Below are 20,884 nucleotides of genomic sequence, written 5' to 3'. Positions count from 1 at the left end.
AGCCTATAATGTATGCAATCTCTTTAAAGGTACGATGTTCTTTCAGTCCCTTCTGAATTTCATGCCTGTCATCCCAAGTTAAATGTGTCCCCTTTTTCCTTTCTTCTTTCGCCATAGGACCTCCTTCTGCAGGAGGATACCTATTCAGTATACCATTGCATGACTAACTTATGGTTTCTATACCCAAATCAGATTTTTAAAATTCATTCAACGTTTTTTTTCGTTTTTTCATTTTTTTCGTTTTTTGTTTCATAGAATGCACTTTCCCCTATGAAACAAAAAAATTAAGAGCCGCGCAAAAGCAGCTCTCAACGTTCCATCATTCAGTTGTATTCCTGTGTCAGATGGCGGGCAATCAGCTTTCCCGCTGTAAGAATCAGTACGGGCAGAAGATAGGCGATATACTGTGCCGCACCTCCGTAGGCAATCAGAAGATTAAAGGTCGCGTGAAAGGTGATCGCTGCCCCAAGCAGGCCGCAGGTTCCGGCAATCTTCAGCCACGTCCGCCGCCACACATACGCAAGACCTCCGCCGACAATGACTCCGCAGATCACATGCATCGCTCCTGTTCCTATTCCCCGGAAGAAAATAAAAGAAAAATGTCCGGCTCCGTTTTGAATCAGATAGCAGATGTTTTCGAAGGTGGCAAAGGAAAGGGCTGTGATTACGGCAGCGTTCTTGATCTGTTCTGTTTTCGGCTCAAATATCAAAAGGTAAAAGAGCAGCGGCAGAAGCTTCATGATCTCCTCTGCCACCGGGGCGATCTCCACAGTAGCAGCAAAGGTATCCGCTCCATAAAGCGCAGCGAGAAGCGTGTTGATGTAAGCAGAAAGAAGACACACCCCCATCCCTGCAATGCAGGACAAAAAAATCTTTCTCTGACGTGTTCCCATACACAGAGCAGCAATCAGCAGAGGGGATGCCATACAGATAAAAACATTTTCAATATAGGTCATGCCTGCACCGCCTTTCCTGTGACTGGCAGCAGGGCAAACAGACAGCCCGACAGCAGAAGATCAAACCAGCAATAAAAGCTGAAACCAGAGCCACCCGGCCAGAGGCAGCCGGAGGTCCAAAGGGCATATTCCACCGCAGCATAGCACAGCACTCCCATGTGGAAATATCGCATATTCCGCACGGTTCCCGTTTGTGTCCGCGCATAGGAAAGCCCCCGAATGGAATGATAGGAAACAACGATCATCATACTGCACCAGAGCAGATTGGAGAGAATATCTCCAAAGGTACAATAAAACACACACAGCAGAACACCGATCAGGACGGCGATCAGAGCTTTGCGGCACGCATGCCCCCTTTCCTCTGCGGAAGAAAGGGTATATTGCAGAAGATAAAGGAATATGACGCTGGCCAACCAGCCGAACTCCGACACATAAAAGACCTGCGGTGTTTTTGAAAATAAGAACAGATACAGCGTCCAGTACAGGGAGCCGAGGGCAAAACAGCCATAAAAACAGGTCAGCAGGAAATACGCCTGCGTCCGGCTTTTCAGATACCGGATACCGCTCAGGAAAAAACCCAACAGGGTAACCGCAAATTGTAACACGTTACTGATCAGTTCCATCTGCATGGTTTCCCTCCTGCTTATTCCTCTCTTCCTCGTTGTTCAACTGACGGATGCGAAAGCATACAATCGTCACGCATATGCCGAGAACAAAAGCAAGCAGTCCGATCACGATATACCCAATCGCGGCGTTTCCGCCTAAAATCGTTGCTGCCGTCTCAAAGCCGGAGGTAGTCCCAAGCTCGATCCGATCGACAATCCCGGGCATGAAAAGGGAAACTCCCACGATCACTGCAAGACACGCTGCCACGCTGGAAACCGCAGCAATCCGGCCTCTCCGCAGTCTTTTTTGACATTCTTTTTCCACAATACGCTGTTTTACTTCTTCTATCCGTTCCTCATGGCTCCGCATCGCTAATTCCCTCCCGTTCCAGCAGGCTGCGCAGACGCTCTTTCCCCCGGTAGACCATATTGGTGATCTGCTTCAGGCTTTTTCCCATAACCTCGGCAGCCTGCTGGTAGCTCATGCCCTCAAAATAAGTCAGATAAAGTGCCTCCCGATAATCCGGGTTTAACTCGTCCATGCAGAAATGCAAAATCTGATCCCGTTCCTTTGTCTGGACGACCTCATCCACCAGAGCTTGTCCGTCCGGCCCCTCAGTCAGATCGTCAAGACTGAAAAAGCGCTTCCATCTGCTTTTATGGCGCAGGGCCATATGCCTCGCTGCTTTATACAGATAGGGCTTAAATCCACCATCACGAATACGGGGCTTTTTCGTAAACAGATAGGAAAAAACTTCGATCATCAAATCCTCCGCTTCGTGAACGTCATGCAGATAACCGTCGATGTATAAGGTCAGCGGGTCACCGTATTTTTTCATCAATACCTCAAGCCCGGTTTCATCTCCGCACAGATATCGTCTGTAAGCTTCTTCATCGACAGCCATACCGTTCACTTCCCTTCCGTCACATCATCCCGCCACAGAGCGCCATTTTTCAGCGGTCATTCACAAATCCAGGATTCTCTTACCTGCTCCAGGTCTTTTTTTACCTGTTCCTTGACTGCTTTCAGATTTTTAAATTTATACACCGGCCGGATAAATCTCCAGACCTCCAGACAGAACTCCTCGCCGTAAATGTCCCGGTCAAAATCCAGCAGATAGGATTCCACCGTCACCACACCGGAATCATCCACCGACGGCCTCGTTCCGATATTGGTAAGACTCCGATAAGTGCCGCCTGCCACATGACTGATAGTCGCATAAACGCCGCTTTCCGGCTTTCGCTTCTTTAAGATCACACTCTGATTGGCGGTAGGCATTCCCACAGTACGCCCCAGAGCCTTCCCGTGGACTACCTCGCCCATGATAAGATACGGATGGCCGCAAAGCTGTCTGTACTTTTCGAACTCGGCATTTTTAAATGCCTGAAGGAGGCGTTTCGTAGTGATCGTGCCTTTTTCATCTTCTACGGTCTTCACAAGCTCCACCCGGATTCCAGACTCCTCTGCCGCCCGGCAGATTTCCTCCCGATGTTCATGCTCTTCGCCGATGACCAGAATCTCTGCTCCCAGCTTTTCTGACACAACCTCTTTTACAAAAGTCCCCGCCGGACAATCCGGCTCCGGCACCGAGATCATCTGATCAATCCCTTCCTGTGCGAAGAAATATGCTTTTTCCTCTTCTGTGGTCAATACCTTGTTCTCTGTCTCAAAGCTCACCGCCACAGAACAGCCGCCCAGAGCCTTCAGGCGGCGAAGCACCGCCTGATGACCGCGATGAACACCATCAAACCGCCCGAATGCCACACAGGCTCGCTCTATTTTCTCATATCGGTCCGTATGTTTCAATATCTAATCCTCTTTCTGTCTGATTCGAAGCCGACATAAGCGGATCTCCTGTCATTCTTCCGCTTTTTTGCCACTGATCCTACGCTGCTTCTGTATCCATCCTCCGAAGTGTCATTGCCCGGAACAGCCACAGGAGATAATCCCCGATCCCGGCCGCCTCGACAGATTCCGCCGCCTGGATCTCCACACTGCCGATGACGGTTTCTCCCATCCGGTATTCCAGTATTCCGACGGGATCTCCTTCCTTCACCGGTGCTTCAACCTGCTCCGGAAGCGTCAATACCTTTTCGATGTCTCCCGGCTGTTCTCCATTCATGCAAAGATAAGAAAACGGGGCTCCGTAACGGATATCCGCCTTCTGCTTTGTTCCGCCGCTCACCGGGATCCCGGACAGCACTTCCCGGATCTCATCCCGGTCCTGATACAGACTGCACGACGCAAATCCGTAATTCAAAAGCGCCGCTGCCTCCCGAAACCGTACCTTATAATCCGGTGCCGCCATGATCACTGCGATCAGCTCCATGCCATCCTGTCTGGCTGTCCCGGAAAAACAGTATTTCGCCAGGCTGGTGCTGCCGGTCTTCAGTCCGGTCACCGTAAAGGAATTTCCCATTTTCAGCAGCTTATTGGTATTGGACAGGCAGAATTCCTTTCTTCCCTGCTTCGTGTTATGAGTGATATTTTCCATCCAGATGGTACTGTATTTTTCAATCTGCGGATAGCGGACGATCAGTTCCCGGCTCATGAGCGCTACATCCCTTGCGCTGGTCAGATGGGACGCCGAATCCGTCAGCCCGCAGCAGTCCTCAAAGACGGTTTCTGTCATGCCAAGTGCCTTTGCCCGCATATTCATCTGCGTCACAAAGGCCTCCTCACTTCCGGCAATATGCTCTGCCATGGCGACCGCCGCATCGTTTCCGGAGGCGATCACAATGCACTTGATCAGCGTTTCCACCGTCTGAACCTCTCCCTCCTCCAGAAACACCTGGGAGCCGCCCATGGACTTTGCATGGGCACTGGTGGTCACTGGCTCCTCCAGGGTGATCGCTCCCGACTCCAGTGCGTCAAAGATCAGAATCAGCGTCATGATCTTCGTAATGCTGGCCGGCCGAAGGGCTTCTTCTGCATTTTTCTCATACAGGATCGTCCCGGTGGATGCCTCCATCAGAACCGCGGACTGCGCCGTGATCTCCGGTGCTCCCGCTGGACGGGTTCCATTCGATGGCTGTGCTGTTTCTGTCTGTTCCGGATCTGTCTGTTCTGAATCTGTCTGTTCCGGATCCGTCTCTCCAGACATCTGCTCTGCTTCACTTCCTGCCGCATGATTCCATTCTGCATATCGGCTTTGTGCCTTTCCCGGAACCACAGCCGTCATCAGCATGGAAAGAGACAGCAGGATTCCTGCTGTCTTCTTTATCAATCGTTTCATCCTACCAGTCCCCCGGAGGTTCTTGTTCCTATCCTATGCCTCCGGCCCCGGTTCTATCCCTGATAACCGTTTGGATTCTGCTTCTGCCACCGATACGTGTCGCGGCACATATCCTCCAGGCTCTTTTCTGCTTTCCATCCCAGGATCTTTTCTGCCTTGGAGGCATCTGCATAGCACTCTGCGATATCGCCGGCCCGGCGCTCCGTGATCTCATAAGGGATTTCAATCTGATTTACCCGTTCAAAGGTTTTCACAATATCTAACACGCTGTATCCGATTCCGGTCCCCAGATTGAACACCTCAACCCCCTTGTTTTTTCCGGCATAGGAAAGCGCTGACACATGTCCTTTCGCCAGATCGACCACATGGATATAATCGCGGACTCCGGTTCCGTCCGGTGTCGGATAATCATTTCCGAATACCCGAAGCTTTTTCAGCCGTCCCACGGCCACCTGGGAGATATAAGGCATTAAATTGTTGGGGATTCCGTTGGGATTTTCCCCGATTTTTCCGCTTTCATGAGCACCGATGGGATTGAAATACCGAAGAAGAACCACCGAAAGCTCCGGATCGGCATGAGCCGCATCCTTTAAGATCTGTTCAATAAACACCTTTGTCCAGCCATAAGGATTCGTACAGCTTCTTCCTGTGGGCATGTCCTCCGTCAGCGGAACCTGCTCCGGCGTACCATAAACCGTCGCCGAAGAACTGAATACAAACTGATGACAGCCATACTTCTTCATGACCTCCAGAAGCGTCAGGGTACTGTCCAGATTATTCCGATAGTATTCCAGCGGCTTCTCCACCGATTCTCCCACCGCCTTCAGTCCAGCAAAGTGGATCACTGCTTCAATGGAATGCTCCGAAAAAATCTTCTCCAGTGCTTCCCGGTCTGCCACATCCGCCTGATAAAACGACAGCCTCTTTCCGCAGATCTCTTCTGCCCGCTTCACAGCCTCTTTACAGCTGTTTGCCAGGTTATCTGCGATCACCACCTCATATCCGCTGTCTGCCACTTCAATGGCTGTATGCGTGCCGATATAACCGGCACCTCCTGTCAGTAATACTGCCATAGCCTTCCTCCTTATGAAATCCTGATAAAATTTAAATAGGGCGCACCATTGTGGTGCGCCCCAGTCCGTTCTTTGAATGTGCACACAGCCCGGAAGCACAGCGCACAGGCAGTCAGCCCGGCGAGTAGGAACGCTCTGCGCCCGAACTCATTCTCGGTAACGAAGTTGTGCATTCATTTGCATTGAGATCAAAACACATGTCTGCTTAACCCATAAGCTGACACCGAAAGGAAAATTTTTTCCCTGTTGGATGTGATGCTTTACACGGAAGCCCATCTCACGTATCAAGCAGGTTTCCTGACTTACAGTTCTCTGCGGCGCTTCTCCTTCTCGCATGATAGGGTTTGCAATGGAATATGAAGCACGCTCGCTGCTTACAGTGACCGGATCGCTCAGGACTTACACCTGATTCCCTTTTCCCCGCCTGTGCGGGCACTTGACACGGCAATTCGTTTTGCACAAAACAAGTATACCACAGCAGATCGTGATATGCAACACCAAAACGTTTTTTAACCGCTAAAGTTGCTGTCAAGCAAACGTTGGTATGTTCCTGTAAACAAAAAACCAGTAAATACAAGATTTACTGGTTTTCGTAGCCTGTAGGGGAATCGAACCCCTGTTTCCGCCGTGAGAGGGCGGCGTCTTAACCGCTTGACCAACAGGCCATATTCAATTAAACTGATAAAATGTAGTAGAGTCGAGGCGACAAGATTCGAACTTGCGGCCTCCGCGTCCCGAACACGGCGCTCTACCAAACTGAGCCACGCCTCGCTACGTCCATTATAATACCTCAAATTATTTCAATTGTCAATATTTTTTTTGCAATTTATTCAATTTTTTTGAGACGCTTTTTCAGGTAGGTTCGGGCGGCGGTTTTGCCGCCCGCTCAACGCCTGTTTTATTTCATCAGTTTCTGGATCGTGCGGCACAGCTCGTCCACGGACTCTTCCTTTCCGTCCCGGATATCCTCCACCACGCAGGTCTTGATATGACTGGAGAGAAGGGTCTTGCTGAACGCATTCAACGCGGAACTCACTGCCTGAACCTGAGTCAGGATATCCACGCAGTAGCGATCCTCCTCCACCATGGAGCGGATCCCGCGGATCTGCCCCTCCATCCGGTTCAGACGATGGATCAGATCCTTATATTCCTTTTCATCCCGATGCTTCATCTTGCCGCAGCTGCAGCAGTCTTTTTTGCATTCCATAGTGATTCTCCCTTTCTCTATCCGGTAAACTCCAGATCAAACAGCGACAGCTGATTGCTTCTGGGCAGATCCCCGAAGATTCCAAGCTCTGCCATGAGATCGATGGTTGTTTTCGGCACCTTCGTTTTCTGCCAGAAATCCTCCAGTGATAAAAACCGTTCGCCACGCTTCACCGCCTCCACCACGGCCTCCGCCGCTTTTCCGCCCAGTCCGTCAATGGAGCTTAAGGACGGCATGAGCTTTCCGTCAATGATCTGGAAACGGTCTGCCTTTGCCCGATAAATATCAAGGGGAAGAAACTCAAAGCCTCTGGCATACATTTCCTGAACAATCCGCATATCCCGAAGCGTTCCCTGCTCCTTCTGGGACAGGCTGTCTGACCTGTTTTTATAATCCTGAAGATGATACTCCAGCCGCTCTCTCCCCTGGCACATCAGCTCATAGGAAAAGCCGGACGCACGGATACTGAAAAATGCCGCATAATAGGCCAGCGGATAAAATACCTTACAGTAGGCGATCCGCCATGCCATCATCACATAAGCCGCCGCATGGGCCTTGGGGAACATGTACTTGATCTTTTTACAGGATTCAATATACCACTCCGGCACATTGGCCTCCCGCATGGCCTTTTCCCAGTCCGGCTTCAGGCCCTTGCCTTTCCGGACACCCTCCATGATCGTAAAGGAAAGACTCTTGTCCATGCCCATGCCGATGAGGTAGATCATAATGTCGTCTCGGGTACAGATGGCCGTCTGAATGGTCGCCTGCCCGCTTAAGATCAGATCCTGGGCGTTGCCCAGCCACACATCGGTGCCGTGAGCCAGTCCTGCGATCCGGACAAGATCGGAAAAGCAGGTAGGCTTGGCATCCAGAAGCATCTGCATGGCAAAATCTGTTCCAAACTCCGGGATCCCCAATGCTCCCAGCTTGCAGCCTCCGATATCCTCCGGCTCAATCTTCAGCGCCGACGTATTCTGGAACAGGCTCATAACCTCCTTGGAGTCCAGCGGAAACTCTCTTGCATTTAAACCGGTCAGATCCTCCAGCATACGGATCATGGTGGGATCATCGTGTCCGAGAATATCCAGCTTCAGGAGGTTATGGTCGATGGAATGATAATCAAAATGTGTCGTAATGATATCGGAGGTCATGTCGTTGGCCGGATGCTGCACCGGAGTAAAGGAATTGATCTCCTCTCCGTGAGGCATAACAACGATGCCGCCTGGGTGCTGGCCGGTTGTCCTTCGGACACCGACACAGCCCTGAACGATCCGGTTGATCTCCGCATTCCGCTTCCTCTGGCCGCGCTCTTCAAAATAATTCTTCACATAGCCGAACGCCGTCTTATCCGCCAGCGTACCGATGGTACCCGCCTTAAAGGTATGTCCCTTTCCGAAGATGACCTCCGTGTAGGCATGGGCCTTACTCTGATACTCACCGGAGAAATTCAGGTCAATATCGGGCTCCTTGTCACCCTTGAAGCCCAGGAAGGTCTCAAAGGGGATGTCAAAGCCATCCTTCTTTAATTTTTCCCCGCAGACCGGACAGATCTTGTCGGGCATATCACAGCCGGCTCCGCCGGCGAACTTTTTTACATCCTCCGAATCAAAATCGGAATAATGGCATTTTGTGCAGTAATAATGAGGCGGCAGTGGATTTACCTCTGTGATTCCCGACATGGTTGCCACAAAGGAGGATCCAACTGAGCCTCTGGAGCCCACCAGATAGCCATCCTCGTTGGACTTATGCACCAGCTTCTGGGCAATGATATACATTACGGCGAATCCGTTGGTGATGATGGAATGAAGCTCCTTTTCCAGCCGCTCCTCTACCACCCTGGGGATCGGCTCCCCGTAAATCGATTTTGCCCTGTCATAGCACATGGTACGAAGCTCCACATCAGAATTTTCAATAACCGGCGGACATTTGTCGGGCCGCACCGGTGCGATCCGTTCACACTGCTCCGCGATCATGTTGCTGTTGGTGACAACGATCTCATATGCCTTTTCCGGCGGCAGATAATCAAACTCTGCCAGCATCTCCTCCGTGGTCCGCAGATACAGCGGCGGCTGGAAATCGCAGTCGGAAAAGCCCTGGCCTGCCATAATGATCCGACGGTAGATCTCATCCTCCGGATTGAGAAAATGGACATCACAGGTAGCAACCACCGGCTTTCCCCACTGATCACCCAACGCAATAATCTTCCGGTTCAGATTCCGGAGATCCTCTTGATCCTTGATTCCGTGCTTGCCCTCCCGCAGCATGAACTCATTGTTGCCGATGGGCTGCACCTCCAGATAATCATAAAATTTTACCAGTCGCTCCAGCTCCTCATCGGGGGCGCCCTCCAGAACAGCCTGGAATAACTCTCCTGCCTCACAGGCCGAGCCGATGATCAGCCCCTCCCGATGCTTCATAAGCTCACTCTTGGGGATTCTCGGCCGTCTGGAAAAATACGTCAGATGGGACATGGAAATCAGCCGGTACAGATTGATCCGTCCCACCTCACTTTTCGCCAGAATGATCACATGATAGGTTGGCATTTTCCTTACCATATCCACCGACATGGCACCCAGCGCATTGACCTGTCCCAGCGTCATGACCTCCCGCTTTTCCAGCCGTTCGATAAAGGCCGTGAAAATATGAGCCGTTGCCTCCGCATCGTCCACCGCCCGGTGATGATTCTCCAGAGAAACATTCAGTGCCTTCGCCACGGTATCTAACTTAAACCGCTTTAACTCCGGCAGCAGGATTCTGGCCAGTGCCACCGTATCCACAATGGTGGGCTTAAAATCGATCCCAATCTGCTCGGCGTTGTACTCGATAAAGCTCATATCAAAGGACGCATTGTGGGCCACCATGACTGCAGCACCGCAAAAGTCCAGAAACCGGGGAAGCACCTCCTCCACCGGCGGCTCGTCCATGACCATGCCATCATTGATGCCGGTCAGTCTCTCGATCTCAAAGGGGATCGGTTCCCTGGGATTTACAAAGGCAGAAAACCGGTCAATGATCTCTCCGTTTTCCACCTTCACCGCACCGATCTCGATGATCTTGTTTTTCTTGGCGGAAAGGCCGGTGGTTTCGATATCAAACACCACATAGGTATCCCGCAGAGACTGATCCCCGGAACGGACAACGACCTCCTTTAAGTCATCCACCAGATAACCCTCCACACCGTAAATAACCTTAAAGGGATCGGTCTTGATGGTCTCAAAGGCATTTCCGGAAAAGGTATGGAACGCGTCCGGAAACGCCTGTACGCAGCCGTGATCGGTGATGGCAAGGGCCGGCATGCCCCATTCCTTTGCCCTCTTGATGATATCCTTCACATCAGAAACGCCGTCCATGTCGCTCATCTTCGTATGGCAGTGGAGCTCTACACGCTTCACCTCGCTGCTGTCCTGGCGGCGGGAGGTAAAATCCGCAGCCCTCCGGATTCCGTTTACGGAACCGATACTCAGTTCTCCGTCAAATTTATCAATGTTGGTAATCCCCTTGAGCTTTAAAAAGGCTCCCATTATCAGGAATTCCCTCACCTCATCCAGCATTTCCGGCTTGATAAACATTTTCACCGTGATGGTGTCCGTAAAATCGGTCAGGTCAAAGATCATAATGGTCTTTCCGCTGCGAAGCAATCGCTCCTCCAGGCGGATTACCTTTCCGACCACCACTACTTCGCCCATCTCTCCGATGATCTGGTTCATGGAGATCTCATCACCGTCATCAAAATCATAGCCGTATACCACATCATCATGATGGACCTTGACCTTTTTGCTGTAATGGCTCCGCTTCTTCGGTGCAGGCTTCGCTTCCTCTTCTTTCTCTTTTTTCGCCGGAGCTGCCGAGATTGCCGACCGGGCCGCCACCTGAGCCGCCTGCTTTCTGGTCTGTTCCTCGATCTCCGCCTCATGACGCCCGCTTTCCTCTTCCCGGAAGAAATAGCGGACTTCTACGCCGAAGCCGCACCGTTCATTGAAGATTTTCTCCAGAATCCGCTTTAATTCATCGATCCGGCTTCTCGTTACCAGATCCGGATCCACCATCAGTGACAGGATCTGCGGCTCCGGAAAACTCCAGTCCGCCCGGCGGAACATATTATATTCGATCAGACTGTAGGTTTTTAATTCCAGAAGGATGCTGTCCCGGTAGGATTCCATCAGCTTTTCCGGCGTATACTGGGCGGAAAGATGATAATTTTCCTGTACCCGTACCTCCGTCTGATAGCCGGGGAACACCTGCTTTTTGATGATCGCCTCCAGCATATAAATCGTCCGCTTGGGAATCAGATGCTCCGCGCTGATGAAAAACCGGATCTTGCTCCGGTCCTTTGTTGCTGTCACACGATCCACCGTCATAACATCCAGAAATCCCTGAAGCTCCTCCGAAACCTTTAATCCCGGAATCACTTCCGCAAACCGTTTACCCATGCTCCACCTTCTAATCCCAAAATCAGTTCTTCCAGTTGTCCAGTTCCTCTTTTAATGCCGCCAGAAGCTCTCTCTCCGGAATTTTTCGAATGATCTCGCCCTTTTTAATAAGGACACCCTCACCGATCCCTCCTGCAATTCCGAGGTCTGCTTCCTTTGCCTCACCCGGCCCGTTGACCACGCAGCCCATGACCGCCAGCTTCAGATTCAGGTTGTCATACCCGGCTGCCAGCGTTTCTACCTGATTTGCCAGACTGATCAGATCGATCCTGGTCCGTCCGCAGGTTGGACAGGATATCACCTCGATCCCGCCCTTTTGCAGTCCCAGTGTCCGAAGGATCAGCTTCGCCGATTTGATCTCCTCCACCGGATCTCCCGTCAAGGACACTCGGATCGTATCGCCGATGCCCTGATATAAAATGATTCCAAGCCCCAGAGCTGACTTGATATTTCCCGAATACAGTGTTCCCGCCTCGGTGATGCCTACATGAAGCGGATAAGGACATTTCTTTGCGATCAGCTCATGGGCTCTGGCACACATCAGTACATTGGAGGACTTGATGCTTACCACCAGGTTATCATAGCCCATATCTTCAATCATACGGACCTTATCCAGTGCACTCTCCACCAGTCCTTCCGCCGTCACTCCATGGTACTTTTCCACCAGCTCCTTTTCCAGGGAACCGGAATTTACACCGACGCGGATCGGGATCTGCCGCTCCTTTGCTGCGGACACCACTGCCTCCACCCGGTCTTTCCCTCCGATATTTCCCGGATTGATCCGGATCTTGTCAGCGCCGTTTTCAATGGCCGCAATAGCAAGCTTATAATTAAAATGGATATCTGCCACCAGCGGAATCGAGATCTGCTTTTTGATCTCCTTTACCGCCGAGGCCGCTTCCTCCGTAGGAACCGTACAGCGGATGATCTCACAGCCGGCTGCCTCCAGCCGGTGGATCTGCGATACGGTCGCCTCCACATCCTCGGTTTTTGTATTGGTCATGGACTGGATCAGAATGGGATGTCCCCCGCCGATGATCCGGTCCCCGATCCGTACTTCCTTTGTTTTTTCCCGAACTGTCATAACGCTCCTCCTTTAATGGATCAGCTTTGTAATATCATTGAACATGACAAAGACCATCAGCGCCAGCAGAAGAAAAATCCCAATGGTATGCACCATGGCTTCCTTTTCCCGCGGCACCGGTTTTCTCCGGACGATCTCGATCAGTATGAATACCAGCCGTCCGCCGTCCAGTGCCGGAAGAGGCAGGAGATTCAGAACGCCAAGGTTGACACTGAGCAGGATCCCGAAGTTCAGCAGGTTCAAAAAGACATACAGCACACCGTCCGGCCTGCTGGCTTCCACCACCTGCCCCACCATATTGACAATCCCGACCGGACCGGAAAGATCCTGAACCCCGGCTTTTCCGGTAAACAGCATCTTTAAGGAGGTAAAGGTGTAGCTCATCCAGTAACGCACCTCAGAAAAGCTGTAGCGCACAACGGCCAGCGCACCTGCATGTTTATCCCGGTAGGAATCCGCATCCATTCCCAGCGTATTGCCCTCATACTTCGCCGGTGTAACCGAAAGCTCAAAGGTCTCGCCGTTCCGCTCCAGAGTAAAGGAAACGGCCTTGCCGTCCTCCAGCGGATGCTCCTTCATGTAGGCCTGCAGCGCATTTCCGTCTGCTACTTTTGTTCCGTTCACCGCCGTGATCACATCTCCCACCTGAGCGCCCTGCTTTTCCATATCAAGGCCCTCCGTCAGCGCTGTGATGGACGCCGGTTCCTCCGATGCATAGTAGGAAAATCCGGTCATATAGGCTTCGTAGGACGGATCCAGACTTGTGGTATATGTCTCGCCATCCCGCTCATATTCGATTTCGACAGCGGAACCATCCATCGGATGATTCAGAAAATACAGCTGGATATCTCGGCCCAGGACGATCTTATGACCGTCGATGGACTTGATCACATCGCCCGCCTCGATCCCGGCCTTTTCGGCACCGTACCCTTCCGTCACGCCGTAAACCACCGGCTTATTGACTCCGGCAATGGAAAGCACCACCACCGAGCACAGAAATGCCAGGATAAAATTAAACAGCGGACCGCCAATCACCACGGCAAGCCTTGCATAGGGAGATTTGCTGTTAAAGGAATCCTCCCTGTCGCTTTCTTCATCCTCCCCGACCATCTGGCAGGATCCGCCGAAGGGAATGGCTTTCAGAGAATACCTGGTCCCGCCCTTTTCTCTGCTTATGATCCTCGGCCCCATACCCACAGAAAATTCAATGACCCCGATCCCGTTTTTCTTTGCCAGCAGAAAGTGTCCGAACTCATGGGACACCACGAGAATGCTGAATACAAGAAGTGCCAGTATGATATTTAAAATCATGAACATTACCACCTGTTCTTAATATACGAATACGTTTCCTGCTCGGTCCGGAGAATGGTCTCCAGATCCGGCGATTGTTCCGGTTTATGTGCCTCCATGGCAGCTGCGATGATCTCTGTAATTTCCGGATAACGGATCTTTCCGGCCAGGAATGCCGCCACAGCCCACTCGTTCGCCGCATTGAACACCGTCGGCAGTGTGCCGCCTGCTTTTCCCGCCTCATAGGCCAGGGAAAGTCCGGGGAAGTTTTCAAAATCCGGCTTTTCAAAGGTAATTTCCTTTAAATCCCAGAAATCCAGCCTTTTCCCGTTCATCACCCGGCGCTCCGGATACGTCAGGGCATACTGGATCGGCAGCTTCATGTCTGGTGTTCCAAGCTGGGCAATCACAGCTCCGTCCTCAAACTGCACCATGGAATGAATCACACTCTGCGGCTGTACCACCACCTGGACATCGTCCATCTCCACACCGAACAGCCATCTTGCCTCCATAACCTCCAGTCCTTTATTGACCATGGTTGAACAGTCAATGGTGATTTTATGTCCCATGCTCCAGTTGGGATGCTTTAAGGCATCCTCCAGTCGTACATGCTCCATCTCTGCCTTTGTTTTTCCCCGGAACGGACCGCCCGAGGCCGTCAATAAGATCTTGTCAATCTTATTTCCATGCTCCCCGTTTAAGGACTGAAAGATCGCACTGTGTTCACTGTCCACGGGAAGGATCTGAACCTGATGCTGTTTTGCCAGCGGCATGATCAGATGTCCGGCGGTCACCAGCGTTTCCTTATTGGCAAGGGCAATATCCTTTCCTGCCTCGATAGCCGCCACCGTAGGACGGATCCCGATCATTCCGACCACTGCCGTCACAACCACCTGCGCCGTTTCCTCCGTCGCCGCCTCCAGAAGTCCGTCCATACCGGAGCCGACACGAATCCCTGTATCTGCCAGACGGACTGCCAGTTCCCTGGCACGCTCCGGATTCCAGACACTTACAACGCGAGGCTTAAACTCCCTTGCCTGCTTCTCCAGCAGATCAATATTGCTTCCTGCTGCCAGTGCCGTGATCTTCATATCCCGATTGGCCCGCACCACCTCAAGGGTCTGAGTTCCGATGGAACCGGTGGAGCCGAGAACTGAAATTGTTTTCATCTTCTAGTATTCTCCCATTTGAAATTTTATTGCAGAAATCTTCCCAGCGCCGAAACGCCCTCCGTCAACAGTACGATGGTGTAATAAATTCCGGGGGCCACAAAGATTACACTGTCGAACCGGTCCAGGATTCCTCCGTGGCCGGGAATCAGCGTTCCATAATCCTTTACACCGTGATTCCGCTTGATGGCAGATGCTGCCAGATCACCGATCTGAGAGATTACCGCGCCGACCACACAGATAATGGCACAGTCCAGAACCGGATTGCCCAGCTCACCCGCCAGGCCTCCTTGAAATACCAGTCCGAAGATCAGGCCCAGGATCCCGGCACCCACAATGCCGCCGATTCCGCCTTCCACCGATTTTTTCGGACTCAGCTTCGGTGCCATCTTATGCTTTCCGATGAGCATGCCGACACAGTATGCACAGGTATCGCAGCCCCAGGAGCTTAAAAATACCAGCCATACCAGAAGCTTTCCGCCGCCCATGAGTCTTGTGCGGTAAATATAGGAGAGCATGACTGCCACATAGATCAGGCTGAAAAACGCCGTCATAACCTGCCCTGCCTCATACTTCGGAAAGGAAAATACATAAACCGCCATGAGGACAATGAGAAATGCCACGAAAAATATAACAGGAAGCGTATCCACAGTCGCATCCTTTGTCATCATCAGAAGCATATAATAGACCACAGCCGCCAGATAGGCTGCTGCCGCCAGCGGACTCTTTTCCGACTTTACGGTACGGTTCAGTTCAAACATTCCGATCAGGGAAATGATCCCCAGTGCTGCTGCCAATACATAGCCGCCGGTGTAAAGCAGGCCGAACGCGATGAGCACCAGAACAATCCCGCTGATAAGTCTCGTCTTAAACATGTTTCACTCCTCCAAATCTTCTGTCTCTGCTATTATATTTCTCAATGGCTTTTTCCAATTCCGCTTTGTTGAAATCCGGCCACAGCACATCGGTGAAATAGAATTCCGCGTAGGCCAGCTGCCACAGCAGGAAGTTGGAAAGCCGTTCCTCGCCGCTGGTGCGGATCAGAAGATCCGGATCGGGAATCTCCCTGGTATCAAGATAGCCGGAAATAGTCTCCTCGCTCACCTGATCGGGAGAAAGGATTCCTGTCTGGCAGTCTTTTAACATATGGCGCACTGCTCTGGTGATCTCATCACGGCTTCCGTAATTGACCGCAATGGTGAACGTCATCTGTGTATTATCCCTTGTCTCCTCCTCCAGGCGGTTGATCCCTTCGATAATATCGTTGTCAAACCGGCTGCGCTCGCCGATCATGCAAACCCGGACATTATTTGCCTTTGCCACCTTCAGAAGCCGCTTCATATAATAACGGAACAGCTGCATCAGCGTTCCCACTTCCTCTGCGGAACGCTTCCAGTTTTCTGTGGAAAACGCATATACGGTCAGATAGCGGATTCCCAGTTTTGCCGCATCCTCTACGGTCTGTTCCACAACCTTACAGCCCTCCCGGTGTCCCATGCTGCGGGGCAGGCCACGCTTCTTCGCCCATCTTCCGTTTCCGTCCAGAATGATCGCCACATGGGCCGGCACCTTTTTTTCGTTTTCTTCCATTCTTCCTCCTGTCTGTTCCGCGGTATTCCTATGAAAAGGATAAAGGAGGCAGGAACTGCTGTGCCTGCCCCCTGCTATTCAAAATTTCCGGTACTGCCTTAAACGGTAAGAATTTCCTTGCTCTTCACATCGATTTCCTTGTCCACCTTCTCGATGAACTTATCCGTCATCTTCTGGATCTTCTCCTCGTACTGCTTCTGCTCGTCCTCGGAGATTTCGCTGTTTTTCAGCAGCTTCTTAATGGAATCGTTTGCATCACGGCGCACGTTCCGGATCGCAACCTTGGCCTGGTCGCCCTTTTTCTTCACGTCCTTGGCCAGATCTTTTCTGCGCTCCTCGGTCATTTCCGGGAACACCAGACGGATCACGCTGCCATCGTTGCTGGGATTGATTCCAAGATCCGATGTCAGGATTGCCTTTTCAATCGCCTTGATCAGGCTCTTTTCCCAGGGCTGGATCACCAGCATTCTGGGCTCGGGAACCGATACGTTTGCTACCTGCTGGATCCCGCTGGGAACACCATAATAATCCACGGTGATCTGATCCAGTACATGCGGGTTCGCACGTCCGGCACGGATCGTATCGTATTCACTCTTCAGCACACTCACTGCCTTTTCCATCTTATCTTCAAAAACCGCTAATCTTTCATCCATGTCTGTTTTCCTCCTCTTATTCCACGGTCACCAGAGTTCCGGTGATTTTCCCGTTCAGGGCATTTTTGATACTGTCCTTCTCTCCCAGTCCGAAGACTGCCATCGGCATATGATTTTCCATACAGAGGATCGATGCCGTCAGATCCATCACCGCCAGCTTCTTTGCGATCACCTCATCAATGGAAACGGTATCATACTTTTTCGCATCCGGATTCTTTGCCGGATCGCTGTCATACACGCCGTCCACTGCCTTCGCAAGGAGGATCACATCGGCCTCCATTTCAATGGCGCGAAGAACGATTCCGGTATCGGTCGAGAAATACGGATGTCCCGTTCCGCCGGCAAAAAATACGATCTTTCCTTCCTTAAAGCACCGGTTTGCCTCATCCTTTGAGAACAGCTTCGTCATGGTTCCGCAGGCAAACGGCGTAAAGATCTCGGTATCCATGCCCTCCGAACGGAAGATTTCAGACACATAGATACAGTTCATGATCGTTGCAAGCATGCCGATCTGGTCTGCCTTGGGCCGGTCAATGGCATTGCTGGAACGTCCTCTCCAGAAATTTCCGCCGCCGATCACGATCCCGATCTGCACACCCGCATCGCTGGACGGCTTTACCTGCTTTGCCACTGCTTTGACCGTTGCCTCATCGAACCCCTTTCCGGCCGGCCCCGCCAGCGCCTCACCGCTGAGTTTTAAAAGTACACGTCTTGCTTTATCCATGGTTTTCCTCACTTTTATTTATCATAGACCGGAGAAGCCCCTCTCCGATAACAATTTGACTACAGTATAACACAGAGTATGGGCGGGAGACAAGGGGAAAAAGAGGTTTCGGCCGCGCAAAAAAGTGAGCGCTTCTCACTGCTCGCCCACTGCCCGCGCCAGCCAACCGGCACATATCGAAGTTGCCTCTGTCTGGTGCGGGCAGTGGGCTTGCTGCCGGAAGCTTTCTTTTCACGTCGGCCCGGCATATCGCTGCTGCGGGTGAATTACCTTCCGCCGCGGCACAGTATGAACAGCGGACGAACCGTCAGATTATAAAACAGACCCTCTCCAAAATAAGGAGCGGGCCTGTCTTTTTTAATATGCAATTACAGCGCAGCTTTATTCGCCCAGTACTTCTACATCGATGTTCATCATCTTGCAGATGGTCTTTAATTCATCAATGTGATCGCCGTATACGGCGTGTGCGTGATTGGCATCGAAGTTATCCAGGAATACATGGTAATCAAAATGAAGCTTTGCGAAGTTATGAGGCCATTCTTCGTTGGTCAGCTTTTCGCGTTCCTTGGGCATGGATACCAGATCTGCAGTAAACATTACCATACGATATTTCCGCTTTCCGTTCTCATCCATGGAGCGGCAGAGTCTTGCAATGGTGCAGAGGCCCGGAGCTGTCTGGCAGTTTACATGGCAGCCGCCGCCTGCATAAATATCCAGGCAGGGGAACAGCGTTACATTCTTCATGTTCTCATCGGGATCATCACTCTTTGCTGCATACCAGGTGGACTCGGAACCACAGTTACAGAATTCCAGAACCTGATTCTCCTCATCCCAGTGGCGGACATCCATGAAGACTACCGGATCATTCGTCAGAAGCTTTAAGATCTGCATGGTCAGCGCCGCATCGGAATCAGCCTCGCAGGCATAAACCACCGGCTCCTTGGGACCGTCCCAGTCATAGGGATCGTTCATGAAGGCCGCTGCGATACATTCGGTGCAGTAATGGCAGCTCATGTCATAATGACATTTCACGCCTACAAAATCAAAGCCGTTATCTTTCTGGATCTTCTTAATGGCTTCGTAATGACGGATCTGCGTTTTCAGCTTCTCCGGTGTCAGCTTGTTTCCGTCATATTTGATTTCCTTACATTTCTCGGTCAGCCAGTTAAAGCCCTTTTCTACCTGTGCCTCCGGCACTTCAGCTGCCAGACGGACGATCTCACTCTGGTCGCAGTGCTCAATATCCACTCCGAACTTGTCTTCCCAGTCCTGCATATCAACGGTTGCACTGTACATACCGAGGGAACGGCCGCCGATAAGACCATACTTCTGTCCGTTTAAGCTGGTCACCACATGGGCACATTTTGCGAAGGTGATGATCCGTCCAAGCACTTCAGGATCATTGAAATCGCCGTATGCACGGAAGTGTGCAATCCCCTGCTGATTCAGCGCACCGCCTGCTGCCAGCATGGCTACCATACCGGGCCAGTCCGGATTTAACTGTGCTGCAAGAAGGAAGGGACCCTGACCGTACTTTGCTGCCACTGCGGAAAAGTTCGGCCATGCAAATACGCCGTAGGAGAAAATGGTTCCGTCCACACCCTTTGCCTTTAACTTTTCTGCTTCTTCCTTTGCCGATGCCACTGAGGTCACCAGATTGTCTGCAACCACTACATCAACGCGTCCGTCCTTTTCCAGCGCAGCCTTAATCACATCAAGCTGATGCTGAACCACATCCTTGCTCTTCTCATGAACGACCGGATCTCCGTCCGACAGTCCCATGATTCCCAGTAACGGTTTCTTGCTCCATGCTGCCATAATTCTTACCTTCCTTTCTCCTTTTGCGCAGCCCCCGCCGCGTTTTGTTTCTGAAGTTTTTACTCCCTGATCCCCGCATTTCCATTTCAGATATTGTGCGGGGCAGTTTTCGGATTTGATACATGGCATTTCATATACGAAATCATTCATTTCATATATTGTAAGTTTACCATATTTTATTGAAAATTTCAACCGTTATCGTGCTTGGCAGTCCGTGCAAATAGTTCTCTGCAGGAAGCGTCTTCTCACTGTTAACCATTTTATTTTTATGGTTGACAATCCACCTCTCCCATTATATAATGACAACGTTTGATCGGCTCATTCCGGTCATAAAATCATACGAACTAAAAGGAGTTTTCCATGGAAAAGACAAGTACAAGATCACTCTCCGTTCTGCAGATGGCGCTGATCGGAGTTATGACTGCCATCACCTGTATTCTCGGACCGTTATCCATCCAGATCCCCGGTACACCGGTTCCGATCTCCTTTACCAATCTGGCTATTTACATCACCCTGTATGTACTCGGCATGAAGGCCGGAACCATCAGCTATCTGATCTATCTGCTTCTTGGCGTTGTCGGTCTTCCGATATTTTCCGGCTTCACCGGTGGTCCCGCCAAGCTGGCCGGCCCCACCGGCGGTTACCTGATCGGATTTATCTTTATGGCTCTGATCGCCGGCTTCTTCATTGACCGCTTCCCGAAAAAGTACTGGCTCCATGTGATCGGCATGGTTCTCGGAACCGCGGTCTGCTATCTGTTCGGAACCGTATGGCTCTGCTATCAGATGAAGATCGGATTTATTGCAGGCCTCTGGGCCGGCTGTATTCCTTATCTTCCCGGCGACGGCGCCAAGATCGTGATCTCTGTAATCCTCGGACCGGTTCTGCGGCACGCCGTCAATCAGGTCCGGAATCGATAACTGTGATCGTTCATTTTCTTAACATTGAATCATTTTCTGCAGAAACGCCCCCGGAGCGGCAATCAAAGCCGCTCCGGGGGCGTTTCATTCTGATTTCCGGGATAACCTCTTCGTTCTCCCTTTCACGA

The 20,884-nt window shown here is 51.4% G+C and carries 18 protein-coding genes, 2 tRNA genes and 1 riboswitch; of the genes, 1 reads left to right on the top strand and 19 read right to left on the bottom strand.

What is annotated here, in order from left to right; genetic code table 11:
* Positions 1-323: 323 nt before the first annotated feature.
* The 19 genes from ACTQ3K_RS05670 to ACTQ3K_RS05580 form a co-directional block, all read right to left on the bottom strand.
* Positions 324-956, bottom strand: coding sequence for a PrsW family glutamic-type intramembrane protease (locus tag ACTQ3K_RS05670; protein ID WP_441566268.1), 633 nt, complete (start codon positions 954-956; stop codon positions 324-326).
* Positions 953-1,585 carry a histidine kinase gene (locus tag ACTQ3K_RS05665; RefSeq protein WP_441566267.1) on the bottom strand — a complete coding sequence of 211 codons (633 nt, stop codon included), beginning with the start codon at positions 1,583-1,585 and terminating at the stop codon, positions 953-955. The genes ACTQ3K_RS05670 and ACTQ3K_RS05665 overlap by 4 nt, the downstream gene beginning before the upstream one ends.
* Positions 1,563-1,931 (bottom strand): DUF4179 domain-containing protein, encoded by a 369-nt coding sequence (locus ACTQ3K_RS05660; RefSeq protein WP_441566266.1) that lies wholly within the window; start codon positions 1,929-1,931, stop codon positions 1,563-1,565. The genes ACTQ3K_RS05665 and ACTQ3K_RS05660 overlap by 23 nt, the downstream gene beginning before the upstream one ends.
* On the bottom strand, positions 1,918-2,466 hold the full coding sequence (locus tag ACTQ3K_RS05655; protein WP_441566265.1) for an RNA polymerase sigma factor: 549 nt from the start codon (positions 2,464-2,466) through the stop codon (positions 1,918-1,920). Before ACTQ3K_RS05655 ends, ACTQ3K_RS05660 begins: the two co-directional genes overlap by 14 nt.
* Before the next feature lie 56 nt (positions 2,467-2,522).
* Positions 2,523-3,368, bottom strand: coding sequence for a riboflavin kinase (locus tag ACTQ3K_RS05650; protein ID WP_441566264.1), 846 nt, complete (start codon positions 3,366-3,368; stop codon positions 2,523-2,525).
* A gap of 79 nt (positions 3,369-3,447) precedes the next feature.
* Positions 3,448-4,797 carry a D-alanyl-D-alanine carboxypeptidase family protein gene (locus ACTQ3K_RS05645; protein ID WP_441566263.1) on the bottom strand — a complete coding sequence of 450 codons (1,350 nt, stop codon included), beginning with the start codon at positions 4,795-4,797 and terminating at the stop codon, positions 3,448-3,450.
* A gap of 53 nt (positions 4,798-4,850) precedes the next feature.
* Positions 4,851-5,870, bottom strand: coding sequence for a UDP-glucose 4-epimerase GalE (galE, locus tag ACTQ3K_RS05640; protein WP_441566262.1), 1,020 nt, complete (start codon positions 5,868-5,870; stop codon positions 4,851-4,853).
* Between the two features lie 270 nt (positions 5,871-6,140).
* Positions 6,141-6,325, bottom strand: a riboswitch (cobalamin riboswitch).
* Positions 6,326-6,463: 138 nt separating this feature from the next.
* Positions 6,464-6,535, bottom strand: a tRNA-Glu gene (locus ACTQ3K_RS05635).
* Between the two features lie 32 nt (positions 6,536-6,567).
* A tRNA-Pro gene (locus ACTQ3K_RS05630) sits at positions 6,568-6,641 on the bottom strand.
* 127 nt (positions 6,642-6,768) lie between these two features.
* A complete protein-coding gene (locus tag ACTQ3K_RS05625; RefSeq protein ID WP_441566261.1) occupies positions 6,769-7,077 on the bottom strand; it encodes a metal-sensing transcriptional repressor in 309 nt (102 codons plus the stop codon).
* A 17-nt stretch (positions 7,078-7,094) separates the two neighbouring features.
* Entirely contained in the window at positions 7,095-11,507 is a 4,413-nt protein-coding gene (locus ACTQ3K_RS05620; RefSeq protein WP_441566260.1) for a PolC-type DNA polymerase III, read from the bottom strand.
* 22 nt (positions 11,508-11,529) lie between these two features.
* Positions 11,530-12,591 carry a flavodoxin-dependent (E)-4-hydroxy-3-methylbut-2-enyl-diphosphate synthase gene (ispG, locus tag ACTQ3K_RS05615; RefSeq protein ID WP_441566259.1) on the bottom strand — a complete coding sequence of 354 codons (1,062 nt, stop codon included), beginning with the start codon at positions 12,589-12,591 and terminating at the stop codon, positions 11,530-11,532.
* Positions 12,592-12,603: 12 nt separating this feature from the next.
* Positions 12,604-13,902 carry an RIP metalloprotease RseP gene (gene rseP / locus ACTQ3K_RS05610; RefSeq protein ID WP_441566258.1) on the bottom strand — a complete coding sequence of 433 codons (1,299 nt, stop codon included), beginning with the start codon at positions 13,900-13,902 and terminating at the stop codon, positions 12,604-12,606.
* Positions 13,903-13,907: 5 nt separating this feature from the next.
* Entirely contained in the window at positions 13,908-15,050 is a 1,143-nt protein-coding gene (locus tag ACTQ3K_RS05605) for a 1-deoxy-D-xylulose-5-phosphate reductoisomerase (RefSeq protein ID WP_441566257.1), read from the bottom strand.
* Between the two features lie 26 nt (positions 15,051-15,076).
* Complete coding sequence (locus tag ACTQ3K_RS05600; RefSeq protein WP_441566256.1) at positions 15,077-15,925, bottom strand: phosphatidate cytidylyltransferase; 849 nt, start codon at positions 15,923-15,925, stop codon at positions 15,077-15,079.
* Complete coding sequence (locus ACTQ3K_RS05595; protein WP_441566255.1) at positions 15,918-16,640, bottom strand: isoprenyl transferase; 723 nt, start codon at positions 16,638-16,640, stop codon at positions 15,918-15,920. The genes ACTQ3K_RS05600 and ACTQ3K_RS05595 overlap by 8 nt, the downstream gene beginning before the upstream one ends.
* Positions 16,641-16,738: 98 nt before the next feature.
* Positions 16,739-17,293 (bottom strand): ribosome recycling factor, encoded by a 555-nt coding sequence (frr, locus tag ACTQ3K_RS05590; RefSeq protein WP_441566254.1) that lies wholly within the window; start codon positions 17,291-17,293, stop codon positions 16,739-16,741.
* 16 nt (positions 17,294-17,309) lie between these two features.
* On the bottom strand, positions 17,310-18,017 hold the full coding sequence (gene pyrH, locus ACTQ3K_RS05585; protein ID WP_441566253.1) for a UMP kinase: 708 nt from the start codon (positions 18,015-18,017) through the stop codon (positions 17,310-17,312).
* Between the two features lie 381 nt (positions 18,018-18,398).
* Entirely contained in the window at positions 18,399-19,835 is a 1,437-nt protein-coding gene (locus ACTQ3K_RS05580; RefSeq protein ID WP_441566252.1) for an L-fucose/L-arabinose isomerase family protein, read from the bottom strand.
* Positions 19,836-20,195: 360 nt separating this feature from the next.
* Here ACTQ3K_RS05580 and ACTQ3K_RS05575 point away from each other — a divergent pair, with 360 nt between their 5' ends.
* On the top strand, positions 20,196-20,756 hold the full coding sequence (locus tag ACTQ3K_RS05575) for a biotin transporter BioY (protein ID WP_441566251.1): 561 nt from the start codon (positions 20,196-20,198) through the stop codon (positions 20,754-20,756).
* Positions 20,757-20,884 lie beyond the last annotated feature (128 nt).

Source organism: Candidatus Paralachnospira sp. LCP21S3_A2, from assembly GCF_052118925.1.
Lineage (GTDB): Bacteria > Bacillota > Clostridia > Lachnospirales > Lachnospiraceae > Lientehia.
This window is presented reverse-complemented; position numbering and strand designations above follow the sequence as displayed.